General features: G+C 70.6%; 16 protein-coding genes and 1 tRNA gene. 4 read left to right on the top strand and 13 right to left on the bottom strand.

Annotated elements, in window-relative coordinates; genetic code table 11:
* Nucleotides 1-220: 220 nt before the first annotated feature.
* From ABD866_RS08365 to ABD866_RS08395, 7 genes are all read right to left on the bottom strand, one after another.
* Nucleotides 221-295 (bottom strand) — tRNA-Arg (locus ABD866_RS08365).
* A 137-nt stretch (nt 296-432) separates the two neighbouring features.
* Entirely contained in the window at nt 433-4,587 is a 4,155-nt protein-coding gene (locus ABD866_RS08370; protein ID WP_345063200.1) for a translocation/assembly module TamB domain-containing protein, read from the bottom strand.
* Nucleotides 4,588-4,589: 2 nt separating this feature from the next.
* Nucleotides 4,590-6,482: an autotransporter assembly complex protein TamA gene (locus ABD866_RS08375; RefSeq protein ID WP_345063202.1), complete on the bottom strand. Its 1,893-nt coding sequence runs from the start codon at nt 6,480-6,482 to the stop codon at nt 4,590-4,592.
* Nucleotides 6,483-6,486: 4 nt separating this feature from the next.
* The gene (locus ABD866_RS08380) at nt 6,487-7,674 is read right to left on the bottom strand and encodes a vWA domain-containing protein (protein WP_345063205.1); all 1,188 of its coding nucleotides are present in this window, start codon (nt 7,672-7,674) and stop codon (nt 6,487-6,489) included.
* A gap of 3 nt (nt 7,675-7,677) precedes the next feature.
* Nucleotides 7,678-8,286, bottom strand: coding sequence for a GNAT family N-acetyltransferase (locus ABD866_RS08385; protein WP_345063208.1), 609 nt, complete (start codon nt 8,284-8,286; stop codon nt 7,678-7,680).
* Nucleotides 8,287-8,338: 52 nt separating this feature from the next.
* A complete protein-coding gene (locus ABD866_RS08390) occupies nt 8,339-8,581 on the bottom strand; it encodes a hypothetical protein (RefSeq protein ID WP_345063211.1) in 243 nt (80 codons plus the stop codon).
* A 12-nt stretch (nt 8,582-8,593) separates the two neighbouring features.
* The gene (locus tag ABD866_RS08395) at nt 8,594-9,448 is read right to left on the bottom strand and encodes an AAA family ATPase (RefSeq protein ID WP_345063214.1); all 855 of its coding nucleotides are present in this window, start codon (nt 9,446-9,448) and stop codon (nt 8,594-8,596) included.
* A gap of 104 nt (nt 9,449-9,552) precedes the next feature.
* Here ABD866_RS08395 and ABD866_RS08400 point away from each other — a divergent pair, with 104 nt between their 5' ends.
* Nucleotides 9,553-10,215, top strand: coding sequence for a c-type cytochrome (locus ABD866_RS08400; RefSeq protein WP_345063217.1), 663 nt, complete (start codon nt 9,553-9,555; stop codon nt 10,213-10,215).
* Between the two features lie 86 nt (nt 10,216-10,301).
* Here the strand turns inward: ABD866_RS08400 and ABD866_RS08405 are convergent, their stop codons facing one another.
* Nucleotides 10,302-11,675 carry an ABC1 kinase family protein gene (locus tag ABD866_RS08405; protein ID WP_345063221.1) on the bottom strand — a complete coding sequence of 458 codons (1,374 nt, stop codon included), beginning with the start codon at nt 11,673-11,675 and terminating at the stop codon, nt 10,302-10,304.
* Between the two features lie 11 nt (nt 11,676-11,686).
* A complete protein-coding gene (locus ABD866_RS08410; RefSeq protein WP_345063224.1) occupies nt 11,687-12,151 on the bottom strand; it encodes a DUF3429 domain-containing protein in 465 nt (154 codons plus the stop codon).
* 322 nt (nt 12,152-12,473) lie between these two features.
* Between ABD866_RS08410 and ABD866_RS08415 the strand changes: the two genes are divergently transcribed.
* Nucleotides 12,474-13,196, top strand: coding sequence for a DUF1294 domain-containing protein (locus tag ABD866_RS08415; RefSeq protein WP_345063227.1), 723 nt, complete (start codon nt 12,474-12,476; stop codon nt 13,194-13,196).
* A gap of 18 nt (nt 13,197-13,214) precedes the next feature.
* Here the strand turns inward: ABD866_RS08415 and ABD866_RS08420 are convergent, their stop codons facing one another.
* Nucleotides 13,215-13,649 carry a DUF1841 family protein gene (locus ABD866_RS08420; RefSeq protein ID WP_345063229.1) on the bottom strand — a complete coding sequence of 145 codons (435 nt, stop codon included), beginning with the start codon at nt 13,647-13,649 and terminating at the stop codon, nt 13,215-13,217.
* Between the two features lie 527 nt (nt 13,650-14,176).
* Here ABD866_RS08420 and pcaF point away from each other — a divergent pair.
* On the top strand, nt 14,177-15,379 hold the full coding sequence (gene pcaF, locus ABD866_RS08425) for a 3-oxoadipyl-CoA thiolase (protein WP_345063232.1): 1,203 nt from the start codon (nt 14,177-14,179) through the stop codon (nt 15,377-15,379).
* A 135-nt stretch (nt 15,380-15,514) separates the two neighbouring features.
* Here pcaF and ABD866_RS08430 read toward each other — a convergent pair whose 3' ends face one another.
* The 3 genes from ABD866_RS08430 to kefC all read right to left on the bottom strand — a co-directional run bounded on the left by ABD866_RS08430 (nt 15,515) and on the right by kefC (nt 18,634).
* Nucleotides 15,515-15,976 (bottom strand): PaaI family thioesterase, encoded by a 462-nt coding sequence (locus ABD866_RS08430; RefSeq protein ID WP_345063235.1) that lies wholly within the window; start codon nt 15,974-15,976, stop codon nt 15,515-15,517.
* Between the two features lie 121 nt (nt 15,977-16,097).
* Nucleotides 16,098-16,745 carry a trimeric intracellular cation channel family protein gene (locus ABD866_RS08435; RefSeq protein ID WP_345063238.1) on the bottom strand — a complete coding sequence of 216 codons (648 nt, stop codon included), beginning with the start codon at nt 16,743-16,745 and terminating at the stop codon, nt 16,098-16,100.
* Between the two features lie 26 nt (nt 16,746-16,771).
* Nucleotides 16,772-18,634, bottom strand: a complete 1,863-nt coding sequence (gene kefC, locus ABD866_RS08440) for a glutathione-regulated potassium-efflux system protein KefC (RefSeq protein WP_345063241.1) — start codon at nt 18,632-18,634, stop codon at nt 16,772-16,774.
* Between the two features lie 196 nt (nt 18,635-18,830).
* Here kefC and ABD866_RS08445 point away from each other — a divergent pair, with 196 nt between their 5' ends.
* Nucleotides 18,831-19,466, top strand: a complete 636-nt coding sequence (locus tag ABD866_RS08445; protein ID WP_345063244.1) for a LysE family transporter — start codon at nt 18,831-18,833, stop codon at nt 19,464-19,466.
* Nucleotides 19,467-19,558 lie beyond the last annotated feature (92 nt).

The following is a 19,558-nucleotide window of genomic DNA, read 5'->3' on the forward strand; positions in this document are numbered from 1 at the left end:
GCTGCAGGTTTATGCCCAACATCTGCAGCGTCTGACGCAGCAGCCTGATTCGGTGCATTGAACCAATACAAGTGTTGCGCTTGGACTTGAAACCGCCCTTTCCAATCAAGCACGAGTAGCTCTTTTTTTGATAGCAGATGCCGCCTGCGCTACCCGCAGCGGCGCAGGCTCGTGCGCATGAAAAAGGCCGCAGCGCGTTGCCACGCTGCGGCCTTGTGCCTGGTCCCCTCGACAGGAATCGAACCTGTATCTAGCGCTTAGGAGGCACTCGTTCTATCCATTGAACTACGAGGAGCGAGGCCCGCATTGTAGGGGCAGGCCCACGGTGCCGGGTTTTCAAGCCAAATCGGCCTCTGATCCAGCGAAGTCAAGCACGACAAGCTATCAAACTAATAGCAATCCAGTCGAGTGGGCTGTGTGGTGGGCTGGCCTTCAGTCGTATTGCACCGTGTAGATCAGGTCCACCGCGCTTTTCTCGCCCGTCTGCCCGCGCAGCGTGAGGCGGCGCGAGAGGTCGTAGAAGATGTAGAGCGTTCCCAGCGTGCCCGACAGGCTGCGTTCGTAGCTCACGTACAGGTTGCGCGCCAGGCGCTTGCCAAAGGTCAGGGCGGCGCTGCTGGCGTCGTCGCCCGAGCCCGGTCCCTTGAAACCGATTTCGTCCAGGCCCAGGCGCGAGGCCACGTTGGCCGCCGTCTGGTTGCCCTGGCGGCCCAGGAAGGCGAGCGCCGCTTGTTGCAGCAGCGCCGCTTCGGCCCCGCCGCCCGCCGCGCTACGCCCCAGCACCACCCAGGCCAGCTTTTCGGCGTCGGGCAGTTCGGGGTCAGAGTACAGCCGCACGCGCGGCGACTGGGCCGAGCCCGTGACCTGCACGCCCGCGCGCACCGCCAGCTGCGGGCGCAGCGCCAGAATGTCGAGCGATGGGTTCTGGTACGGGCCATTGAAGCGGATCAGCCCGCTTTCCACATCGAGCACCTGGCCCCAGGCCCGGTAGCGGCCCTGCTCGGTACGGATTTCGCCCAGCACGCGCGGTGGCGTGTCGGCCGTGGCCGGGCCGCGCAGTTCCACGGAGCCCCTCAGCCGTGTGGTGATGCCCAGCCCCTGCAGCGCAAAGTCGTCGCCCAGGTCCACCGTGAGCTGGATGTCGGCCGGCCGGGCCGATCGCACGGCGGCGGCGGGCCCTTCGGTGGCCGTTTCGGGTGGGCTATTGGGTGCGCTGTGGCGACGGCTGTGCACCACCACGTCGTCGCCCAGGCGTGGGGCCGATTCTTCGGGCAGCACGATGGCTGCGCGCTGCGCCCGCAGGTTGCCGCGTACGCGCACCTGGCCGTCGTCGATCTGCAGCGTGAGCGGGCCCGATACGCTGAGCTGCCGGTCGGCCCGCGCCAGCACCTGCAGCGCCGTGGCCTGCGCTTGCAACTGCAGCGACAGCGCCTGGCCTGCAGCGTTGGCCGCACCCTGGGACCATCGCACGCGGCCCGTGGCTTCAAGCAGACCGCCGTCGGCCGGCGGTGCCGTGCGGTTGCCGCTGGGGCCCAGGATGCGCGCGCCGCCGCCGCTGGCACCGCGCAGCCGCAGCTCGGTGATCTCCAGCGCATCGCCCTGCAGCGTGGCGCGCAGGCGGCCGTCCTGCAGGTCGATGCCCTCGAGCACCGAGCGCACGCGCAGGCCGTCGGCCTGCAGGCTGCCGCTCCAGCGCGGAGTCTGCCGCGTGCCCGACAGCGCCACGTCGGCACCCAGCGTGCCGCGCACGCGCCAGCCCGGTGGTGCCAGGGCCGACCACACCCCCAGGTCGGGCAGGCGTGCGCGCACCTGGCCAGACAGCGGAGCGTCGTCCGCCCAGGCGAATGTGGTCCAGACCGGGGCGACGGCCAGCTGGGTCTGCAGTTGCACGTCGGCCTGGCCGACGCGCTCGCTGTCCCAGCGCAGGCGGGCGTCCACGCGGCCGCCCGGGGCCACGTCCACGCTCAGGCGCGCCTCTCGCAGGCCGGCGCGGCTGGCGGCTGGGGCGGGCTCGGTGCTGCGCAGCGCGGGCTTGCGCTCGCCGCCGGCATCGCGCGCCTGCGGGCCGCTGCTGCGCACGGTGGTGGGGGTGCTGGTGTCGGCGGCCGGTACCTCCAGGTCACCGCTGCGGCGAGTCAGTTCGGCTTGCAGGCGCAGGCGGTCGTCTTGTGCGTTCAGGCTCCAGCGGGCTGCCAGCTCCAGGTCGCCGCGCAGGCCGTGCTGTGCCAAAGGGGTGGGGGCGGGCAGGGCGCGCTGCTGCAGCGCATCGATCCAGGCCAGGGTCAAGCCCTGCAGTTCGCCCTCGGTCTGCACGGCCAGCGGCGTGGCGCTGCCACCTGCCAGGCGCGTGGGCGACCACCGCAGGCGCAGCGGCCCAGCGGCGGGGCCTTGCACCTGCAGCGCGCCCGCGGCGGCTTCGAGCTGCCAGGGGGTGCGGCTGTCGGGCAAGGGCCAGCGCACTGTGGCTTGCACGGGGGCGTCCAGGCGGGCCGTCCAGGGGGTGTGGCGGCCTTTGTTCCAGCGCGCTTCCAGCCGGTCCACGGTGGTCTGCAGCTGTCCGGCGCCGCTCCAGCGCGCCTGGCCTTCGGTTCGGGCGGCCACGCGGTGCGGGCCGGATTGCACATCGCCTTGGGCGCGCAGTTGCAGCTGGCGCAGGTCGCCCTGGGCCTGCACGTCGAGCCCGCTCCATTGCGTGGCCGCCGTGCCGCCAGCGGGCTGCCAGCCCCCGCGGTCTGAACGCAGGCGCAGCTGCCATGGCATGCCGGGGGCGCTGGCCGCAGGCGGGCGGCCTTGCTGCAGTGCGGCCCAGGCGTCGAGTGCGCTTTGCCAGCCGCCTTGCCACTGGGCTTGCGCCTCGCCCTGGCCGCTGGCCCGCCCGGCGGCCAGCCGCTCGGCCATGCCCGGCCATTGCGCGAGCCAGGCCTGGGCCGCGGCCGCGTCGCTCCAGCGCAGTTGGGCCTGACCGCGGCCCTGGGCGGCGCTCCACTGGCCAGACCAGGCCAGCGTGGCGCCGGGCAGGCTGGCGCGGGCTTCGCCAGCGGCACGCAGCGGCGTGCGCGACAGGGTCAGGGCGTCGGCTTCCAGCCGCGCCTGCAGCGCGGCCAGGCGCAGCCGCTCGAGCACCAGCGTGCCGCCGTCGCGTGCGCCGTTCCATTGCCCCTGCAGTGCCAGCGCTTGCACGCTGCGCAGCCCGCCTGTGGCCGCTGCGGCGGCGCGCAGGTCGGCCGCAAAGCGCACGATGCCGTCGGCCCCCTGGCGCGCGGTGACGTGCCCCGCCAGGGGCGCGGCGTCCCACCCCTGCTGCACCGCGGCCAGCGACACGCCGGTGAGCGTGGCTTCGCCCTGCACCAGCGCAGGCGCGGCTTGCCAGCGGCCGTGCAGGCGGATGCGGCCGTCGCGCCCGCCGGGGCCGAGCAGCGCTTCCGACGACTCCAGTTCCACTGCGGCCCCGGTCTCGGCCTGCAGGAGCCGGCCCTCGGCCTTGAGCTGTGCCAGCGGCAGGCGTGCGTCGTTCCAGCGGCCCGGGGCGGCATTGGCCAGGTCGGCCTGCAGCGCCCACCCGGTGAGGGGTTGGTCGGGCAGCGGCCGCAGCGCCGCCTCGCCCGACAGTGCGGTGCGCGGGGCCGTGGGCCACAGCAGGGCCAGGTCCAGCGCCTGTACCGACGCCTGGGCCTGCTGCAGCGGCTGCGCGGCCCAGGGGCGCAGTGTGGCCTGCAGCCGCGCGCTGGAGAGGGGGCTGCTGGCGGCGTTGCCGGAGCCCGGTGGCGCAGCGGTGTCGAGCTGTGCCGTGACCGCCAGCGCGGCGTCTGCGCTGCCCAGCGTGCCGTGGGCCTGGGCTTGCAGCGCCAGCGCGAGCGGTGTGGCCGTGCCCAGCGCACTGGCCGGGGTCTGTACCTGAGCTTGCAGCTCCAGCGCCAGCGGCAGCGCACCGGTGGCGCCCAATGTCAGGCGGCCCTGGTAGCGGCCATCGGCCCAGTCAAGTCGGCGCAGCTCCAGCGCATGGGTGGCGTCCTGGTAGCGGTAGTGCGCCTCCAGGTGCTGAAGGGTCTGGGCGGGTGTCGGGCCCCATTGCAGACGGCCCAGTTGCAGCGGGGTGTCGATGGCCAATGGCAGCGTGGCCTGCGCGGGGGGCGTGCGCGGGCGCTTGGGCGCTGGCGCGGGGCTGCGTTCCACGGTCAGGGCGTCGGCGCTCAGGTCGGTCAGGCGCAGGGTACCGCCCAGCAGGGCTTGCAGGTCCCAGGCCCAGCGCAGGCCCTGCACCTGCACGCGAAGCTCGGGCTGCGTCCACTGCAGGCGCGCAAGCTGCCCCCCGTCGCGCAGCGAGCCCTGCGTGCCTTCAAATTCCAGGTGCTGCCCCGTGGGCAGCAGGCGCTGTACCAGCGCCAGGGCCTGCGGCAGCGATGCGGCCGAGCCCGCCCAGAACCACAGCGCCACCACCGCCAGCGCCAGTGCGGTGGTGGGCCATAGCAGCCAGCGCAGCAGCGGGGGCCACCGCCTGGGGCGGTGCGCTGGCGGCGGTGCGCTGGCACCCGCTTCAAAGCCTGCGGGCGGTGGCGGGGCGGGGCGGGGGGCGGTGTCGGTCACCATGCTCAGAAGCTGAAGCCCAGCCGCAGGTGCAGCCGCAGCTTGCGGTCTTGTGCGCCCCAGGCCAGATCGGCCTGCAGCGGGCCCACTGGGCTGCGCCAGCGCACGCCGGTGCCCACACCCACGCGCGGGTCCAAGTCGGCGGGGCGGTCGGCCACGGCCCCGGCATCCAGGAACAGCGTGCTTTCCAATGCGGTGAGTTCGCCGTTCCACACGATGGGCCGCTGCCACTCTACGCTGCCCACGGCCAGATAGCGCCCGCCGGTCACGCGGCCGGCTTCGGTGCGCGCGCCGATGGAGCGGTAGCCGTAGCCGCGCACGGTGGTGTCGCCCCCGGTGACAAACAGCTGTGTCACGGGAATGCGGGCTTCGTCGCGCGCCAGCACGGCGCCCAGCTCGGCCCGCAGCGCCAGGCGGCTGCTGCGGCTGCGCCCGCTGTCGGCGCGCACGCGATCCAGCGGCACAAAGCGCTGCCAGCGCGCCAGCGTCCGCACAAACGGGTCGCGCTCGGGCCGCAAGGTGGTGCCCAGGCCCAGCTCCAGGGCCAGGCCCTGCCCGCGGGTGGGGGCGGTGGCGTTGTTGAAGTAGCGGCCCGTCCAGCCCCAGTTGGCGCTGACGGCGGCGCCTGAGGGCGGCGCACCCGCGCCTTCGCTGCGGGCGTTGTCCCACTGCACGAACAGCGTGCGGTCGATGTGGTCGGAATTCTGGGTGCGCCCTGCGCGCAGCCGGCTGCTGGCCACGTCGTAGTCGCCTGTGGTTTCGCGCTGCCGTTGCGCCCCGGTGAACCAGCGCCAGCCCTGCTCGTCGGGCAGCGCCGTCCATTCGCTGGACAGCAGCTGCGTTTCGCGGTCGAGGCTGATCTTGCTGAGTGCGCGCCAGCCAATGCCCGGCAGGCGGATGTGCGTGTGGTCCAGCGACAGGCGCGGCCCGCTGTCGGTGGACGCGCCCACCCCCAGCACCACCTTTTGCAGTGGCGATTCGCGCACCTGCGCCACCACCGGCGCGGCTTGTGGATCGGCGGCCTCGGTGTCGAGCGTGAGGAACACGGCGTCGTAGTAGCCGCTGCTGGCCAGGCGCAGCTGCGCATCCAGCAGCTGCGCCTCGTCGTACACGCTGCCGGTGGGCAGGCGCGCAATGCGGCGCGCGCCCTCGGGGTCGTAGCGCTGGCTGCCGCGCACCTGCAGCGGGCCGAAGCGAAAGGCCGGGCCGGGGTCGTAGGTCACGGCCAGCCGGGCTTCGTGCCGGTCGGCGTCGATGTCGGCGCGGCTGTCTGCGATGCGCGCGGTGGGGTGGCGGCGGGCCTGCAACTGGCGCAGGCCGGCGCTCTTGGCACCGTCCCAGCCCTGCTGGGTGAAGGGCATGCCGGGCTCGAGTGGCCAATTGCGCTGCACGCGCGCCCACTGGCGGCGAGCGTCGTCGTCGGCCGCGGTGATCGCCTGGTCGCCAGCCACGTGCACCTCGGAAGCGATCACCTGCGTGACGGGGCCCGGCTGCACTGCGATGCGCACCTGGCGCAGGGCTCCTTCTGCGCCCGTCGCGGGCTCGTCGAGTGCGATCGTGATGTCGGGTGCGAAATGGCCCAGCGTGCCCAGGAGGTCGCGCACATTGGCCTCGGCTGCGCCGAGCAGGCGCTCAAGCTCCTGCGGCTGCAGGTCTGCCAGGTGGCGAAAGCGCAGCAGTTCGAGGTGGCGCGCGAGGTACTCGCGCACCGCGTCGGGGGCCTCGATGCGTACGTCAAACACGGCCGCTGTGCCGCTCTGTGCGGCCAGTGTGGCGGGGTCTTCGTGGGTGGCGTCAGCAGGGGCTGGGCGCAGGGCACTGCAGCCTTGCAGGCCGAGTGCAGCGCTCAGAAACAACAACGCCGGCCAACGGGCCGGCGTTGCGGGAGGCGTAGGCATCCGGCTATTTTGACAGCAGCCGCATGGTCTCTTCGAGCCCTTTGAGTGACAAAGGGTACATCCGCCCCCCCATGAGCTGCTGCACGATGCTGATGCTCTGCCGGTATTGCCACACGCCCGGCGGCTCGGGGTTGATCCACGCAAATTTCGGGAATGCGTGGGTCAGGCGCTGCAGCCATTCGGCACCGGCTTCTTCGTTGTTGTACTCCACGCTGCCGCCGGGTTGCAGGATCTCGTAGGGGCTCATGGTCGCATCGCCCACGAAGATGAGTTTGTAGTCCTTGTTGTACTTGCGGATGATGTCCCAGGTCGCAAACTTCTCCGAGAAGCGGCGGCGGTTGTTCTTCCACATGAAGTCGTACACGCAGTTGTGGAAGTAATAGAACTCCAGGTGCTTGAACTCGCTCTTGACGGCGGAGAACAGCTCCTCGACCCGCTGGATGTGCTCGTCCATGGTGCCGCCCACGTCCATGAGCAGCAGCACCTTCACGTTGTTGTGCCGCTCGGGCACCATCTTGATGTCCAGGTAACCGGCGTTGGCCGCCGTGCTGCGGATGGTGTCGGGCAGGTCCAGTTCCAGCTCGTTGCCTTCGCGCGCAAAGCGCCGCAGGCGGCGCAGCGCAACCTTGATGTTGCGCGTCCCCAGCTCCTGCTGGTCGTCGTAGTCGCGGTAGGCGCGCTGCTCCCACACCTTCACGGCGCTCTTGTTCTTGCCGGCCCCGCCGATGCGCACGCCCTGCGGGTTGTAGCCACCATGGCCGAACGGGCTGGTGCCGCCCGTGCCGATCCACTTGTTGCCGCCCTCGTGGCGCTCTTTCTGCTCTTCAAGGCGCTTTTTGAGCGTCTCCATCAGCTCGTCCCAGCCCATCTTCTCGATGGCGGCCTTTTCTTCGGGGCTCAGTTCGCGCTCGAGCATTTTGCGCAGCCAGTCGGCCGGGACTTCCTTGGTGAAGTCCGACACCATCTCCACGCCCTTGAAGTAGGCGGCGAAGGCCCGGTCGAACTTGTCGTAGTGCTTCTCGTCCTTGACCAGCGCCATGCGCGACATGAAGTAGAAGTCGTCCAGGCTCCAGGCCCCTTCGGACTTGGGGCCCACCACGCCAGCCTGCAGGGCTTCAAGGAGCGTGAGGTATTCCTTCACCGACACCGGCAGCTTGGCCGCGCGCAGCGTGTAGAAGAAGTCGGTCAGCATGGGTCAGGCCTCCGGCGTGCCGTCATGGCGCGCAAGCAGGTACAGCAGCTGGGCGCGCGCTTCGGGCCATTCGCCGCTGCGCATGCTGTACATCACGGTGTCGCGGATCGTGCCGTCGCGCCGCAGCGCATGCCCGCGGAGCACGCCGTCCTTCTTCGCGCCCAGGCGCTCGATGGCACGCTGGCTTGCGAAATTGAAGTTGTCGGTGCGCCAGCCCACCACGTGGCAGCCCAGCGTGTCGAACGCATGTGTGAGCAGCAGCAGCTTGCAGGTGGTGTTCACATGCGTGCGCTGCACGCTGCGGGCGTACCAGGTCCAGCCGATTTCCACTCGGCGCACGGCGGGCACGATGTCGTGGTAGCTGGTGGAGCCCAGCACGCGGTCGCTGGCCTCGTCTACCACGGCAAACGGAAAGCGGTGGCCCTGCGCGCGGCCTTCCAGCGCGGCTTCGATGTAGGCGCGCGTCTGTGTGGGCTCGGGTACCGAAGTCACGCGGATCGTCCACAGCGCGCCGTCTGCGGCTGCGGCCGCCAGCCCGGCTTCGTGCGCAAGGCCCAGCGGCTCCAGCCGCACGCCACGGCCGGACAGGGTGACGGGTTCTACAAATGCCATGGCTGAAGCGCGAGAGGGAGCAAAGGGTTGGCAGGCGCGGGCACGTGCCGCGTCACACCTTGGGGTCGCCAAAGCGGTGGATGTACAGGCGCCGCGCCAGGTGCACGCCGCCGCCACCCCCGAGGCCGATCAGCAGAATGCCCAGCATGGCCGGGCCGTCGTAGCCGTTGGGGCCGAACGCATCCCACCCGAGCAGTGTGCCCACCCAGCGGCCCAGCAGGGCGCCGCCCACAAAGCCCACGGCCTGGCCAATGCCCAGCAGCAGCAACTGGCGTGCGGAGTGTTGGGGCTGCATGCCAGGCCCCGGTCAGCGGTTGCGCTGGTTCATGAACACCAGCTTCTCGAACAGCGTCACGTCCTGCTCGTTCTTGAGCAGTGCGCCCACCAGCGGCGGCACGGCCACCTTGTTGTCGGCGCTTTGCAGGGCTTCGAGCGGAATCTCTTCGGCCACAAGCAGCTTGAGCCAGTCGAGCAGTTCGCTGGTCGAGGGCTTTTTCTTCAGGCCCGGCAGGTTGCGCACGTCGTAGAAGGTCTTCATGGCCACGCTGAGCAACTCGCTCTTGAGCGTGGGGAAGTGCACCTGCACGATCTGGCGCATGGTGTCTGCGTCGGGGAACTTGATGAAATGGAAGAAGCAGCGGCGAAGGAAGGCGTCGGGCAGTTCCTTTTCGTTGTTGGAGGTGATGAACACCAGCGGCCGGTGCTTGGCCTTGATGAGTTCCCGCGTTTCGTAGCAGTAGAACTCCATGCGGTCGAGCTCGCGCAGCAGGTCGTTGGGGAATTCGATGTCGGCCTTGTCGATTTCGTCGATCAGCAGTGCGACCGGCTGCTCGGCCGTGAAGGCCTGCCACAGCACGCCCTGCACGATGTAGTTGCGGATGTCCTTCACACGCTCGCTGCTGTCGGTATCGCCCAGCTGGCTGTCCCGCAGGCGACTCACGGCGTCGTACTCATACAGGCCCTGCTGCGCCTTGGTGGTGGACTTGATGTGCCACTGCAGCAGCGGCATGCCCAGCGATGCGGCCACTTCCTCGGCCAGCATGGTCTTGCCGGTGCCAGGCTCGCCCTTGACCAGCAGCGGGCGTTTGAGCGTGATCGCCGCGTTCACCGCGAGCATCAGGTCCTGGGTGGCGACGTAGTTCTCGGAGCCTTGGAATTTCATGGAGCTTCTGAGCCGATGTTGATGAATGGGCTTGACAGGCGCTGGCTATAATCGTCCGCTGATCAGAGCCCAGAGCTGAACTTTCACGAGATTGTGCGCGCAAAATGAACAAGACGTTGACCACGATATTTGCCCTGGCTGTCGCTTCCGTGACGGCGTTCTCCCACGCCCAGGAAGTCAAGGGTGACGTGAAAGCGGGCGAGCAGAAAATCGCGATGTGCATTGGCTGTCACGGCATCCCGGGCTACCAGGCCAGCTTCCCCGAAGTGCACAAGGTGCCGATGATTTCGGGCCAGAGCGGCAAGTACATCGCCGCTGCGCTGCAGGCCTACAAGAAGGGCGATCGCAAGCACCCGACCATGCGCGGCATCTCCGAGTCGCTGTCCGACCAGGACATCGCTGACATCTCGGCCTATTACGAACAACACGGCAAGAAGGGCGCTGAACTGCCTGCCAAGCCTTCGCGCGAACCCAGCGTGCAGGTGGCCGAGCTGCTGAAGAAGGGCGCTTGCGTCTCCTGCCACGGCGATAACTTTGCCAAGCCCATCGACCCGTCGTACCCCAAGATCGCGGGCCAGCACGCCGACTACCTGTTCGTCGCGCTCAAGTCGTACAAGGTCGAGAAGAACGCCAACATCGGCCGCAACAACGCGATCATGGGCGGCATCTCCAAGCAGTTCACCAACGCCGAACTCAAGGCCCTGGCCAACTACATCGGCAGCATCGAAGGCGACCTGCAGACCGTGCCGCAATCGCGCTTCCGCTGATCGGCCCCGCGCCCACGCCGCAAAGCCCGCCCTGTGCGGGCTTTGTGCTTTTGGGCCGCTGTGGGCAGGGCGTGTGGCGGTGCGCGTCAGCCGCCTTGCGCGGCCGGGGCGGGCCCGTCCAGCCAGGGCGACACCAGCGCCTGCACCGGCACCCGGGCCTTGAGGCGCGCGGCCAGCAGGTACAGGCCGCCCAGCTTGCGGTGCAGAAAGATCGCGTCGGCTGGCGGTGTGTGCCAGAAGTCGCGCTCCATGCTCAGCGCCATGCCTGCATCGCGGATGCGCGCGGCCAGGTCGCTGGCGCCGAAGTCGTACGCGCCCGGGGTGCGCAGCGGTTCGCAGGCGGTGAGAAACAGGTCCACCACGGCCTCGCGCTGCGCGGGCACGATGGCTGTGCCGAAGTAGCCAATGGCTTCTGCCGCCTGGGCCACGCCCGCGCGGTCGTCGTCACGTGCCGCGCGCAGGAGGCGCTGGTAGCCGCCCGCCACCGCGGGCCCGTAGCGGCGCGTGGCGCCAAAGTCCAGCAGCACGATGCGGCCCGTGCCGGGCTGCACGCGGTAGTTGGCAAAGTTGGGATCGGTCTGCACCCAGCCGAACTCGAACAGCTCGCGGAACAGGAGGCGAAGCAGTTGTGTGGCCGCGGCATCGCGTTGGGCTGCATCGGCGTGGGCCAGGGATTCGAGCGGCTCAGACGCCAGGTAGTCCATGGCCAGCACCGTAGGGCCGCACAGCGCAGACTCGGTGCGCGGCAGCACAAAGGCGTCGTCGCCCTGCAGCAGCGCGGCAAAGCGTTCCAGGCATTCGGCTTCGCGCCGGTAGTCGGCCTCTTCGTGCAGCTGGCGCTTGGCCTCGGCCAGCAGCGGGGCCACGTCCAGGCCGCGCGGCAGCAGGCCCGACATGCGCAGCAGCAGGGCCACGTTGTCCACGTCGCTGTCGATGCTGCGCGCGATGCCCGGGTATTGCACCTTGATGGCCAGGTCGCGCCCGTCCTGCATGCGGGCCCGGTGCACCTGGCCGATGGAGGCCGCCGCAATGGGCGTGAAGCCGAACTGCGCGAAACGCTGGTCCCAGCCTGCGCCCCAGGCGGCGGTGAGCACCTCGTCCATCTGGCCCAGCGGCATGGGCTTGGCGTCGCTGCGCAGCCGGGCGAGGATGTCCGACAGCTCGGGCGGCAACAGCTCGCCCGCGTCCATCGACAGCAGCTGGCCCACCTTCATGGCGGCGCCGCGCAGCTGCGCGAGCTGGTCGGCCACGCGGCGCGCGTTGGCCGGGGTCAGCAGCAGCTCGCGGGCGCTGGGCCGGTCGCCCTGCGACCAGCGGCGAAGCCCTTCGGCCACCATGCCCGAGGCCAGGCCTGTGGCCAGCCCGCCCATGCGGGCCAGCCGCCCGATGCGGCCGCTGGGCACGGCGGCGGTGGAGGACGCGTCGCCCGGCGCGGCGGAGGGCTTGTTGGCAGCGGCCATGGCGCGGGCCTTCAGCGCGTGCTGGCCCAGCCGCCCAGGGCCAGGCACAGGCAGGCCACGGTGGTGAGCTGCAGGCGCAGCCGCAGATACCAGGGCGCAAGCGTGGTGCGCTCGCGCAGTTGCAAGTCGCGCGCCAAGTGCGCCACAAAGCCAGCAATCAGCAGCGCCACGGCCCAGGGCGCGGGCAGCAGCAGCGCCGGCCAGGCCATGAGCGCGGGCACCACGCTCCAGACAAAGCTGTTGCGGCGTTCGTCGGGCGGCATGTCCTGCGCCGTCATGGCAAAGCCCCAGTGCAGCGCCCCCACAAAGCTCAGGATCACCGCGCCATAGCCGATGAGCGCAGGCGTCCACCACTGGGCGCGGCCAGCCGGCCAGGCCACGCAGGCCGTGGCCAGTGCCAGAAAGGGCAGCAGTCCGCCGTAGCCCAGCCAGGTGACGACGGCGGGGCGTTGGGGATGGTGGAGCAGCACGGTCATGGCACGGTCCTGTCGCAGCAAACGGGTGGCCCGATTGTGCGGAAAACGCCCCGGCCGCGCCGCCGGTCGTGCACAAGACCCAGGCGCAGGCTCGGGTGGTGCGTGATAGGTGAAGGCGAAAATGGCCGCTCGTGCTGAAGAATCAAGCACGAGCAGCTATCAAAAAAATAGCAAAAGCTCGTGACCAACGGCATCGCGACCAAGGCGGCGCGCCCTGCGGGCGGAGCACCCAGCCGCAGCAGGGCCAAGCGGTCGTGCGCAGCGGCTCTGCGGCTTATGCTTGCGCCGCGGCCCGCAGCGCTCGGGCCTGGGCTTTTCTCGCATGCAGCACACCGGCACCCTCACGACCTGGAACGACGAACGCGGCTTTGGTTTTATCACCCCCCACGGCGGCGGCGAGCCGGTGTTTGTGCACGCCTCGGCCCTGGGCCCGCGCGGTCAGCGGCCGGCCGTAGGCACAGCGCTGCGCTACGCCGTGCGCCCCGGTCGCCAGGGCAAGCCCCAGGCGGTGGATGTGCGCGCCGCAGCAGCCGCCACCGCGGCCCCTGCGGGTGCTGCCCGCAAGGCGCACCCTGCTGCGGCCCAGCGCACCACCACCGCGCGCGGTGCGGCCAACGAGCGCCGCACCGGTGCCCGCCCTGGCGAGCGCCCCGCGCCCTGGAGCCCGGTGCGCAGGGCTGCGCTGCCGCTGTTTGGGCTGGTGTATGCGGTCTGCGTGGGGGTGTGGGGGTGGGACGCGCGCGTGCCGCTGGCCTATGCCGCGATGAGCCTGGTGACTTACGCAGCCTACGCCATCGACAAGGCGGCCGCCGTGTCGGGCCGCTGGCGCACGAGCGAAAAAACGCTGCACCTGCTGGCCCTGGCCTGCGGCTGGCCGGGCGCGCTGTGGGCCCAGCAGCGGCTGCGGCACAAGACGGCCAAGCCGGCTTTCATCGCCGTGTTCAGGGTGACGGTGCTGGCCAATGCGGCGCTGTGCGTGGCCTGGCATGCGGACTGGCTGGGCCATGCCGAGCTGCAGCGCGGGCTGAGGCTGCTGGGGCTGTAGGCGGGCCGCGCTGCGGCGTCAGTCCCGCGTGGCGCGGCGCTGCACGCAGGCAATGTAGCGGTCGCCGTCGGGCGGGCGGCCCGAGCGCTGGCTCTCCCACAGCATCTCGCCCAGGCAGTCCATGGCGGCGTGGTGCGCGTCGTGCAGCGAGCCCAGGCGCGCGGCCAGCAACTCCACCGCCTGGCGGATGCCGCGCGGCTGGTCGATGCTGCACTGCTCGCTGATCGACAGGTGCATCGACAGGTGCAGAAAAGGGTTGGTCTGGCCCGGTGTGGCGTCGTAGTTGCGCGCCACGGCGGCTTTGGCGTCGGCCAGGTCGGGGTGGTATTCGGGATGCTCGGCGATCCACAGCCCGGCCAGGGTTTCGATGGCCTCCATGGGCTCGCCCGCCTGGGTCTTGGCCTGCACGCGGCAGAAGAAGCGGCGCACGTCCGCCTGCGAAGGATTGAACATGCGCGCAGCGTAGCACGCAGGCCCCGGGCCGCGGGCCTGCGGGGTTGTCCCACACCGGCATGCGAGCCAGGCGGCGCACGGCCTGGATTGGGATGAGAGAGACCCTGCGTGCGTGCATCGTCTGCCTTGCCGCCCACACGACGGGAGTGATCCACTTTGCGTCGCATTCCCCGCGTCCACATCGGCTGCGCGACCGGGGGGGCCTGACATCTCTCTTGGTAGGGGCGCCATGACGCTGGTGTCGCGCACGTGAAGCGTACAAGCACCGATCAGTGCACACTGAACAAGGTGCCCCGGGGGATGCCACGGGGCCGCACCGCGCAGCGTCCTGCCGGCAGGAGAACACAGCAGTCTGGCGGAGAGCGCCGTGGGGCGGACCAGCGCTTGCATGCCGGTAGCCGCGACCCGCATCTCCCCTGTTGGGCTGCAACGCCGAGGCCCGGCGCGTCTGCGCTACCCTTCGGCGCGCGGCGAGCACACCGTGGGATGCACACCGACGAATGAGTTGAAACCGAGGAGACAGCTGTATGCCCAATGCCTTCATCTGCGACGCCATCCGCACCCCCTTCGGCCGCTACGGCGGCGCGCTCTCCAGCGTGCGCACCGACGACCTGGGCGCCATCCCGCTCAAGGCGCTGATGGTGCGCAACCCCCAGGTGGACTGGGCCGCCGTGACCGACGTGCTGTTCGGCTGCGCCAACCAGGCCGGCGAGGACAACCGCAACGTCGCGCACATGAGCAGCCTGCTGGCCGGCCTGCCCATCGAGGTGCCCGGCGCCACCATCAACCGCCTGTGCGGCTCGGGGCTCGACGCCGTGGGCACGGCCGCGCGGGCCATCAAGTCGGGCGAGGCGCGGCTGATGATTGCGGGCGGGGTTGAAAGCATGAGCCGCGCGCCCTTTGTGATGCCCAAGGCGGAAAGCGCCTTCAGCCGCAGCAACGCGGTGTACGACACCACCATCGGCTGGCGCTTCGTCAACAAGCTGATGAAGGAGCACTACGGTGTGGATTCGATGCCCGAAACCGCTGAGAACGTGGCGCAGGACTTCGGCATCGAGCGCGAGGCGCAGGACCGCATGGCCCTGGCCAGCCAGATGAAGGCCGTGGCCGCGCAGCAGGCCGGCCATCTGGCGCGCGAGATCGTGCCCGTGCACATCCCGCAGAAAAAGGGCGACCCGCTGGTGGTGAGCCAGGACGAACACCCGCGCGAGACCAGCCTGGAGGCGCTGGCCAAGCTCAAGGGCGTGGTGCGACCCGACGGCAGCGTGACCGCAGGCAATGCCAGCGGCGTGAACGACGGCGCGTGTGCGCTGCTGCTGGCCGACGAGGCCAGCGCCGCGCAGTACGGCCTCACGCCCCGCGCCCGCGTGGTGGGCATGGCCACGGCGGGCGTGGCCCCGCGCATCATGGGCATCGGCCCGGCCCCGGCCACGCAGAAGGTGCTGGCGCAGACCGGCCTCACGCTGGCGCAGATGGACGTGATCGAACTCAACGAAGCCTTTGCCGCCCAGGGCCTGGCCGTGCTGCGCCAGCTGGGCCTGGCCGACGACGACGAACGCGTGAACGCCTGGGGCGGCGCGATTGCGCTGGGCCACCCGCTGGGCGCGAGCGGCGCACGCCTGGCCACCACGGCCGTCAACCGCCTGCACGCCACGGGCGGACGCTATGCGCTGGCCACCATGTGCATCGGCGTGGGCCAGGGCATTGCGGTGGTGATCGAGCGCATGTGACGCGCTGCGCCATGCGCAAGGGGGGCTTCCCGGGTGGCGGCACGCCCCGCCGCTTGGCGCTGAGTTGCTATTGATTCAATAGCTGCTTGTGCTTGATTTCGCTGGGCTGCAGGCCGATTAGGCTTCCAATCTGCTTCAGGGCCTTGCGCCCTGGGGCATCTCGGGTCCGATCTTGAACACGCCGCTGGCCCGCACGCAGGGCGTTCCGTCGGCCGTGACCAGGCCCTGGATGAACACCAGGCTGCGCGTGGTGCGCAGCACGGTCGCCTCGCCCTCGACCCAGCAGCCCTCGGGCGCGGGAGCCAGGTAGTCGAGCTGCAGGCTCACCGTGGGCAGAAAGCGGTGCGCCACTTCGGCCACCGTGCGGTGGGCCGACAGCGGCAGCAGCATGTCGCAAAAGCTGGCCATCATGCCGCCGTGCAGGTTGCCCATGGGGTTGCAGTGCCGCGCCTCCACCCGAAAGCCAAAGCGCACCAGGCCCGCTTCGTGCCGCAGGTACAGCGGCCCGTTGTGCTGCATGTAGGGGCCGCCTGCGGCAATCGGGCGAAAGCCCGGCGGAATCTGCGGTGTGGCATTGGCGGTGGGCGGGGTGGACATCGGCTCTCCAGCATGAGGCGGCGCAACAGGCCGCTGGCTGCCAGTGTGGCGTGGCGCGCACGGCCGGGCTGTCGCCTCCGCGGCGGAGGGTGGCGCGTGCGGGGCGCAGGCCCCGGGCGCTCTACACGCGCCAGGCCGGCAGTTCCCAGTTGCGCCACACGGCCAGGCCGCGCAGCCCGGCCGTAAGCAGCACGCAGGCCAGAAGGGGCGCCCAGTCGGGCGCGTGCAACTGGCGCAGCAGCACGTCGGCCCAGCCCCCGGCAAACGCGCAGACCGCGTACGGGCGGTGGTCGCTGAAGGCCTGGGGCACTTCGTTGCACAGCACATCGCGCAGCACGCCGCCGAACACGCCGGTGATCATGCCCATCATCACCGCGATGATGGCGGGCATGCCCACGGTCGTGGCCAGGTCCACGCCCACGGCGGCAAACAGGCCCAGGCCCAGTGCGTCGGGCCATTGCATGAGGCGCTGTGTGGGCTCGAAGTGCCGCTGCCGCATGAACAGCATGGCCGCCACGCTCAGGCCCAGGATGCCCCAGACGAATTCGGTGTGGCGCACCCAGAAAAACGGGCGCTGGTCGAGCAGCAAATCGCGCAGCGTGCCGCCGCCAAAGGCCGCCACAAACGCCACCACGCACACGCCCACGGCATCAAGCCGCTTGCGTGCCGCGGCCATCACGCCCGACAGCGCAAACGCCACGGTGGCGGCAATTTCGAGCGCCAGGCGCAGCGGGTTCAGCCAGGTGGCGGGCACGAGGGGCAGGTCCATGGGCGGTCTCGAAGGGGGCAGACAGGTCAGGGCCGGGGCACGTCGGTGGCGCTGGCAGCGGCCGGTGGGGCGCCCTCGGGCGGCACGGCCTGGCGCTCTCGCGCCATCTGCTCTTCGAGCTGCTGGCGGCCCTCGCGCGCCACGGCAATGAAGCGTGCCCGGTCTTTGTGGTGCGGGTACAGCCGGTCGGCCAGTTCCAGGTTGTGGGCGCGAAAGCGGTCGGCCAGCTGCACCGCCTGCTCTGGGGGCATGCCGAGCTGTTCGAGCACGCTGCGCGCGCTGACCAGGCTGGACTCGAACAGCTCGCGCTGCACCAGCGTCACGCCCAGGTCGCGCAGCGCGTTCCAGTGCGAGATGTCGCGGGCCCGCGCCACCACCGGCACCTGCGCAAAGTGCTTGCGCGCCAGGGCCGCGATGCGCAGCGACTGCTCGGGGTCGTCCACCGCGATCACCAGCGCACGCGCCTGCTCCACCCCGGCGGTGCGCAGCAGGTCGAGCCGCGTGGCGTCGCCATAGAACACCCGAAAGCCGAAGATGCGCGCGACTTCCAGAATCTCCACGCTGTGGTCCAGCACGGTGGTGGCCACGCCCTGGGCGTGCAGCATGCGCGCCACGATCTGCCCATAGCGGCCAAAGCCGCAGATGACCACCGGCGCCTCCTGCGGGGTGTGCAGTGTCTCGACGCCCGGGGGCGGCGCAGCGGTAGCGTCCAGCCGCCCGCCGCGGCGGCGCTGCCAGCGGTCGGCCAGCGTGAGCAGCAGCGGCCCGAGCAGCATCGACAGCGCCACCGCGCCGTTGAGCAGCGAGGCCGTGTCGGCCGCCAGCACCTGCGCGCCCACGGCCGCCTGGAACACCACGAACGCAAACTCGCCCCCCTGCGCCAGCAGCAGCGTGAAGGCCGGGCGCTCGGGCCCAGGCAGGCGGGCCGCGCGGGCCAGCAGCGCAATCACCAGGCCCTTGGCCACCAGCAGCACCAGCAGCAGCAGCGCCATGCGGCCCGGGTACTGCAGGAGCACGCCGAAGTCGATGCTCATGCCCACGGCAATGAAGAACAGGCCGAGCAGCAGGCCCTTGAAGGGCTCGATATCGGTCTCCAGCTCGCGCCGGTATTCGCTGTCGGCCAACAGCACCCCGGCCAGAAACGCGCCCAGGGCCATCGACAGCCCAGCGGCGACCATGACCAGCGCCATGCCCACCACCAGCAGCAGCGCAGCGGCCGTGAACACCTCGGGTGTGCGGCTCTTCGCGATCCAGCGCAGCAGCGGGCGCAACAGCAGCCGCCCGCCCAGCACCAGCGCGGCCACCAGGCCGACGGTGCGCGCAATCTCCAGCCACAGGGGCGTGTCGGCCCCGGGCGCGGCGGCCGGGGCCACGGCCAGCAGCGGCAGCAGCGCCAGCATGGGGATGGCAGCAATGTCTTGGAACAGCAGGATGGAAAACGCCGTTTGCCCGCCCGTGGTGCGCATCAGGTTGCGCTCTTGCAGCACCTGCAGCGCAATGGCGGTGGACGACAGTGCCAGCCCCAGAGCGCCGATCAGGCCGGTGCGCCAGTCCAGCCCCGCGGCCAGGGCCAGCGCCCACAGCGCGGCCGCACAGCCGAGCACCTGCAGGCCGCCCCAGCCAAAGATGGGCCGCCGCAGGCTCCACAGGCGTGCGGGCTGCAGCTCCAGCCCCACGAGGAAGAGCATGAGCACCACGCCAAACTCGGCAAAGTGCAGGATGTCCTGCGGATGGCTCACGAAGCCCAGCCCCCAGGGCCCGATGGCGATGCCCGCGCCCAGGTAGCCGATGATCGCGCCCAGTCCCAGCGCGCGGGCCAGGGGCACGGCCACCACGGCGGCGCCCAGAAAGAGGCAGGCATTCAGGAGCCAGGTGGGAGCGTGTTCCATGGAGGGCAATCGGGTGCGGCAGAGTGGGGCGGGCCACGCGACTGTGTCCCTGCCGCCATTCTGGCAGTGCCCAGGGCCGCCAGCGGCGTGCCGCGGCGCGCTGCCCTGCAAGCCGGGCAGCGCGGCGCTAAGATGGCCGCCCCTGCCGTTGCACCGCGGTGCCCAGCGGCGCGCCCCACTCCACACCCTGTTGTCCATGGACCTGCACACTTGGCTGGCCTTTCTGGCCGCATCCTGTCTGATTGCGATCTCGCCCGGCTCGGGGGCCGTGCTGTCCATGAGCCACGGCCTGGCCTTTGGCGTGCGCCGCGCCAGCGCCACCATCGTGGGCCTGCAGCTCGGGCTGCTGCTGGTGCTGTTCATTGCGGGCGCGGGTGTGGGCTCGGTGCTGGTGGCGTCCGAGACGGCCTTCAACGTGGTGAAGGTGCTGGGCGCGTGCTACCTCGTGTTCCTGGGCGTGCAGCAGTGGCGGGCGGCCGGGGGGCCGGCCCTGGCCAGCCAGGCCGAGGCCGACCCCGGCACCTGGCAGCGCCGCGTGCTCACGGGCTTTCTGACCAACGCCACCAACCCCAAGGGCATCGTGTTCATGGTGGCCGTGCTGCCACAGTTCATGACCGACCAGCGCCCGCTGTGGTCGCAGCTGCTGGTGATGGCGGCTACCACGGTGGTGGTGGACGTGGTGGTCATGCACGGCTACGCCGCTGCCGCCAGCGCCCTGCAGCCGCTGCTGCGCAGCGCCCGCGCCGCGCGCGCGCAGAACCGCGTGTTTGGCGGGCTGCTCATGGCCATGGGCGCAGGGCTGTTTTTCGTCAAGCGCACCGCCGACGCCTGAACGCGGCAGGCTGCGCATGCCTGTTGTGCCATTTGCTATTGATTTAATAGCTGCTCGTGCTTGCTTGGTAAGCACAAGCAGCGCATTTGGCA

The sequence above is a fragment of the Acidovorax lacteus genome, assembly GCF_039540375.1.
GTDB classification, from domain to species: domain Bacteria; phylum Pseudomonadota; class Gammaproteobacteria; order Burkholderiales; family Burkholderiaceae_C; genus Acidovorax_G; species Acidovorax_G lacteus.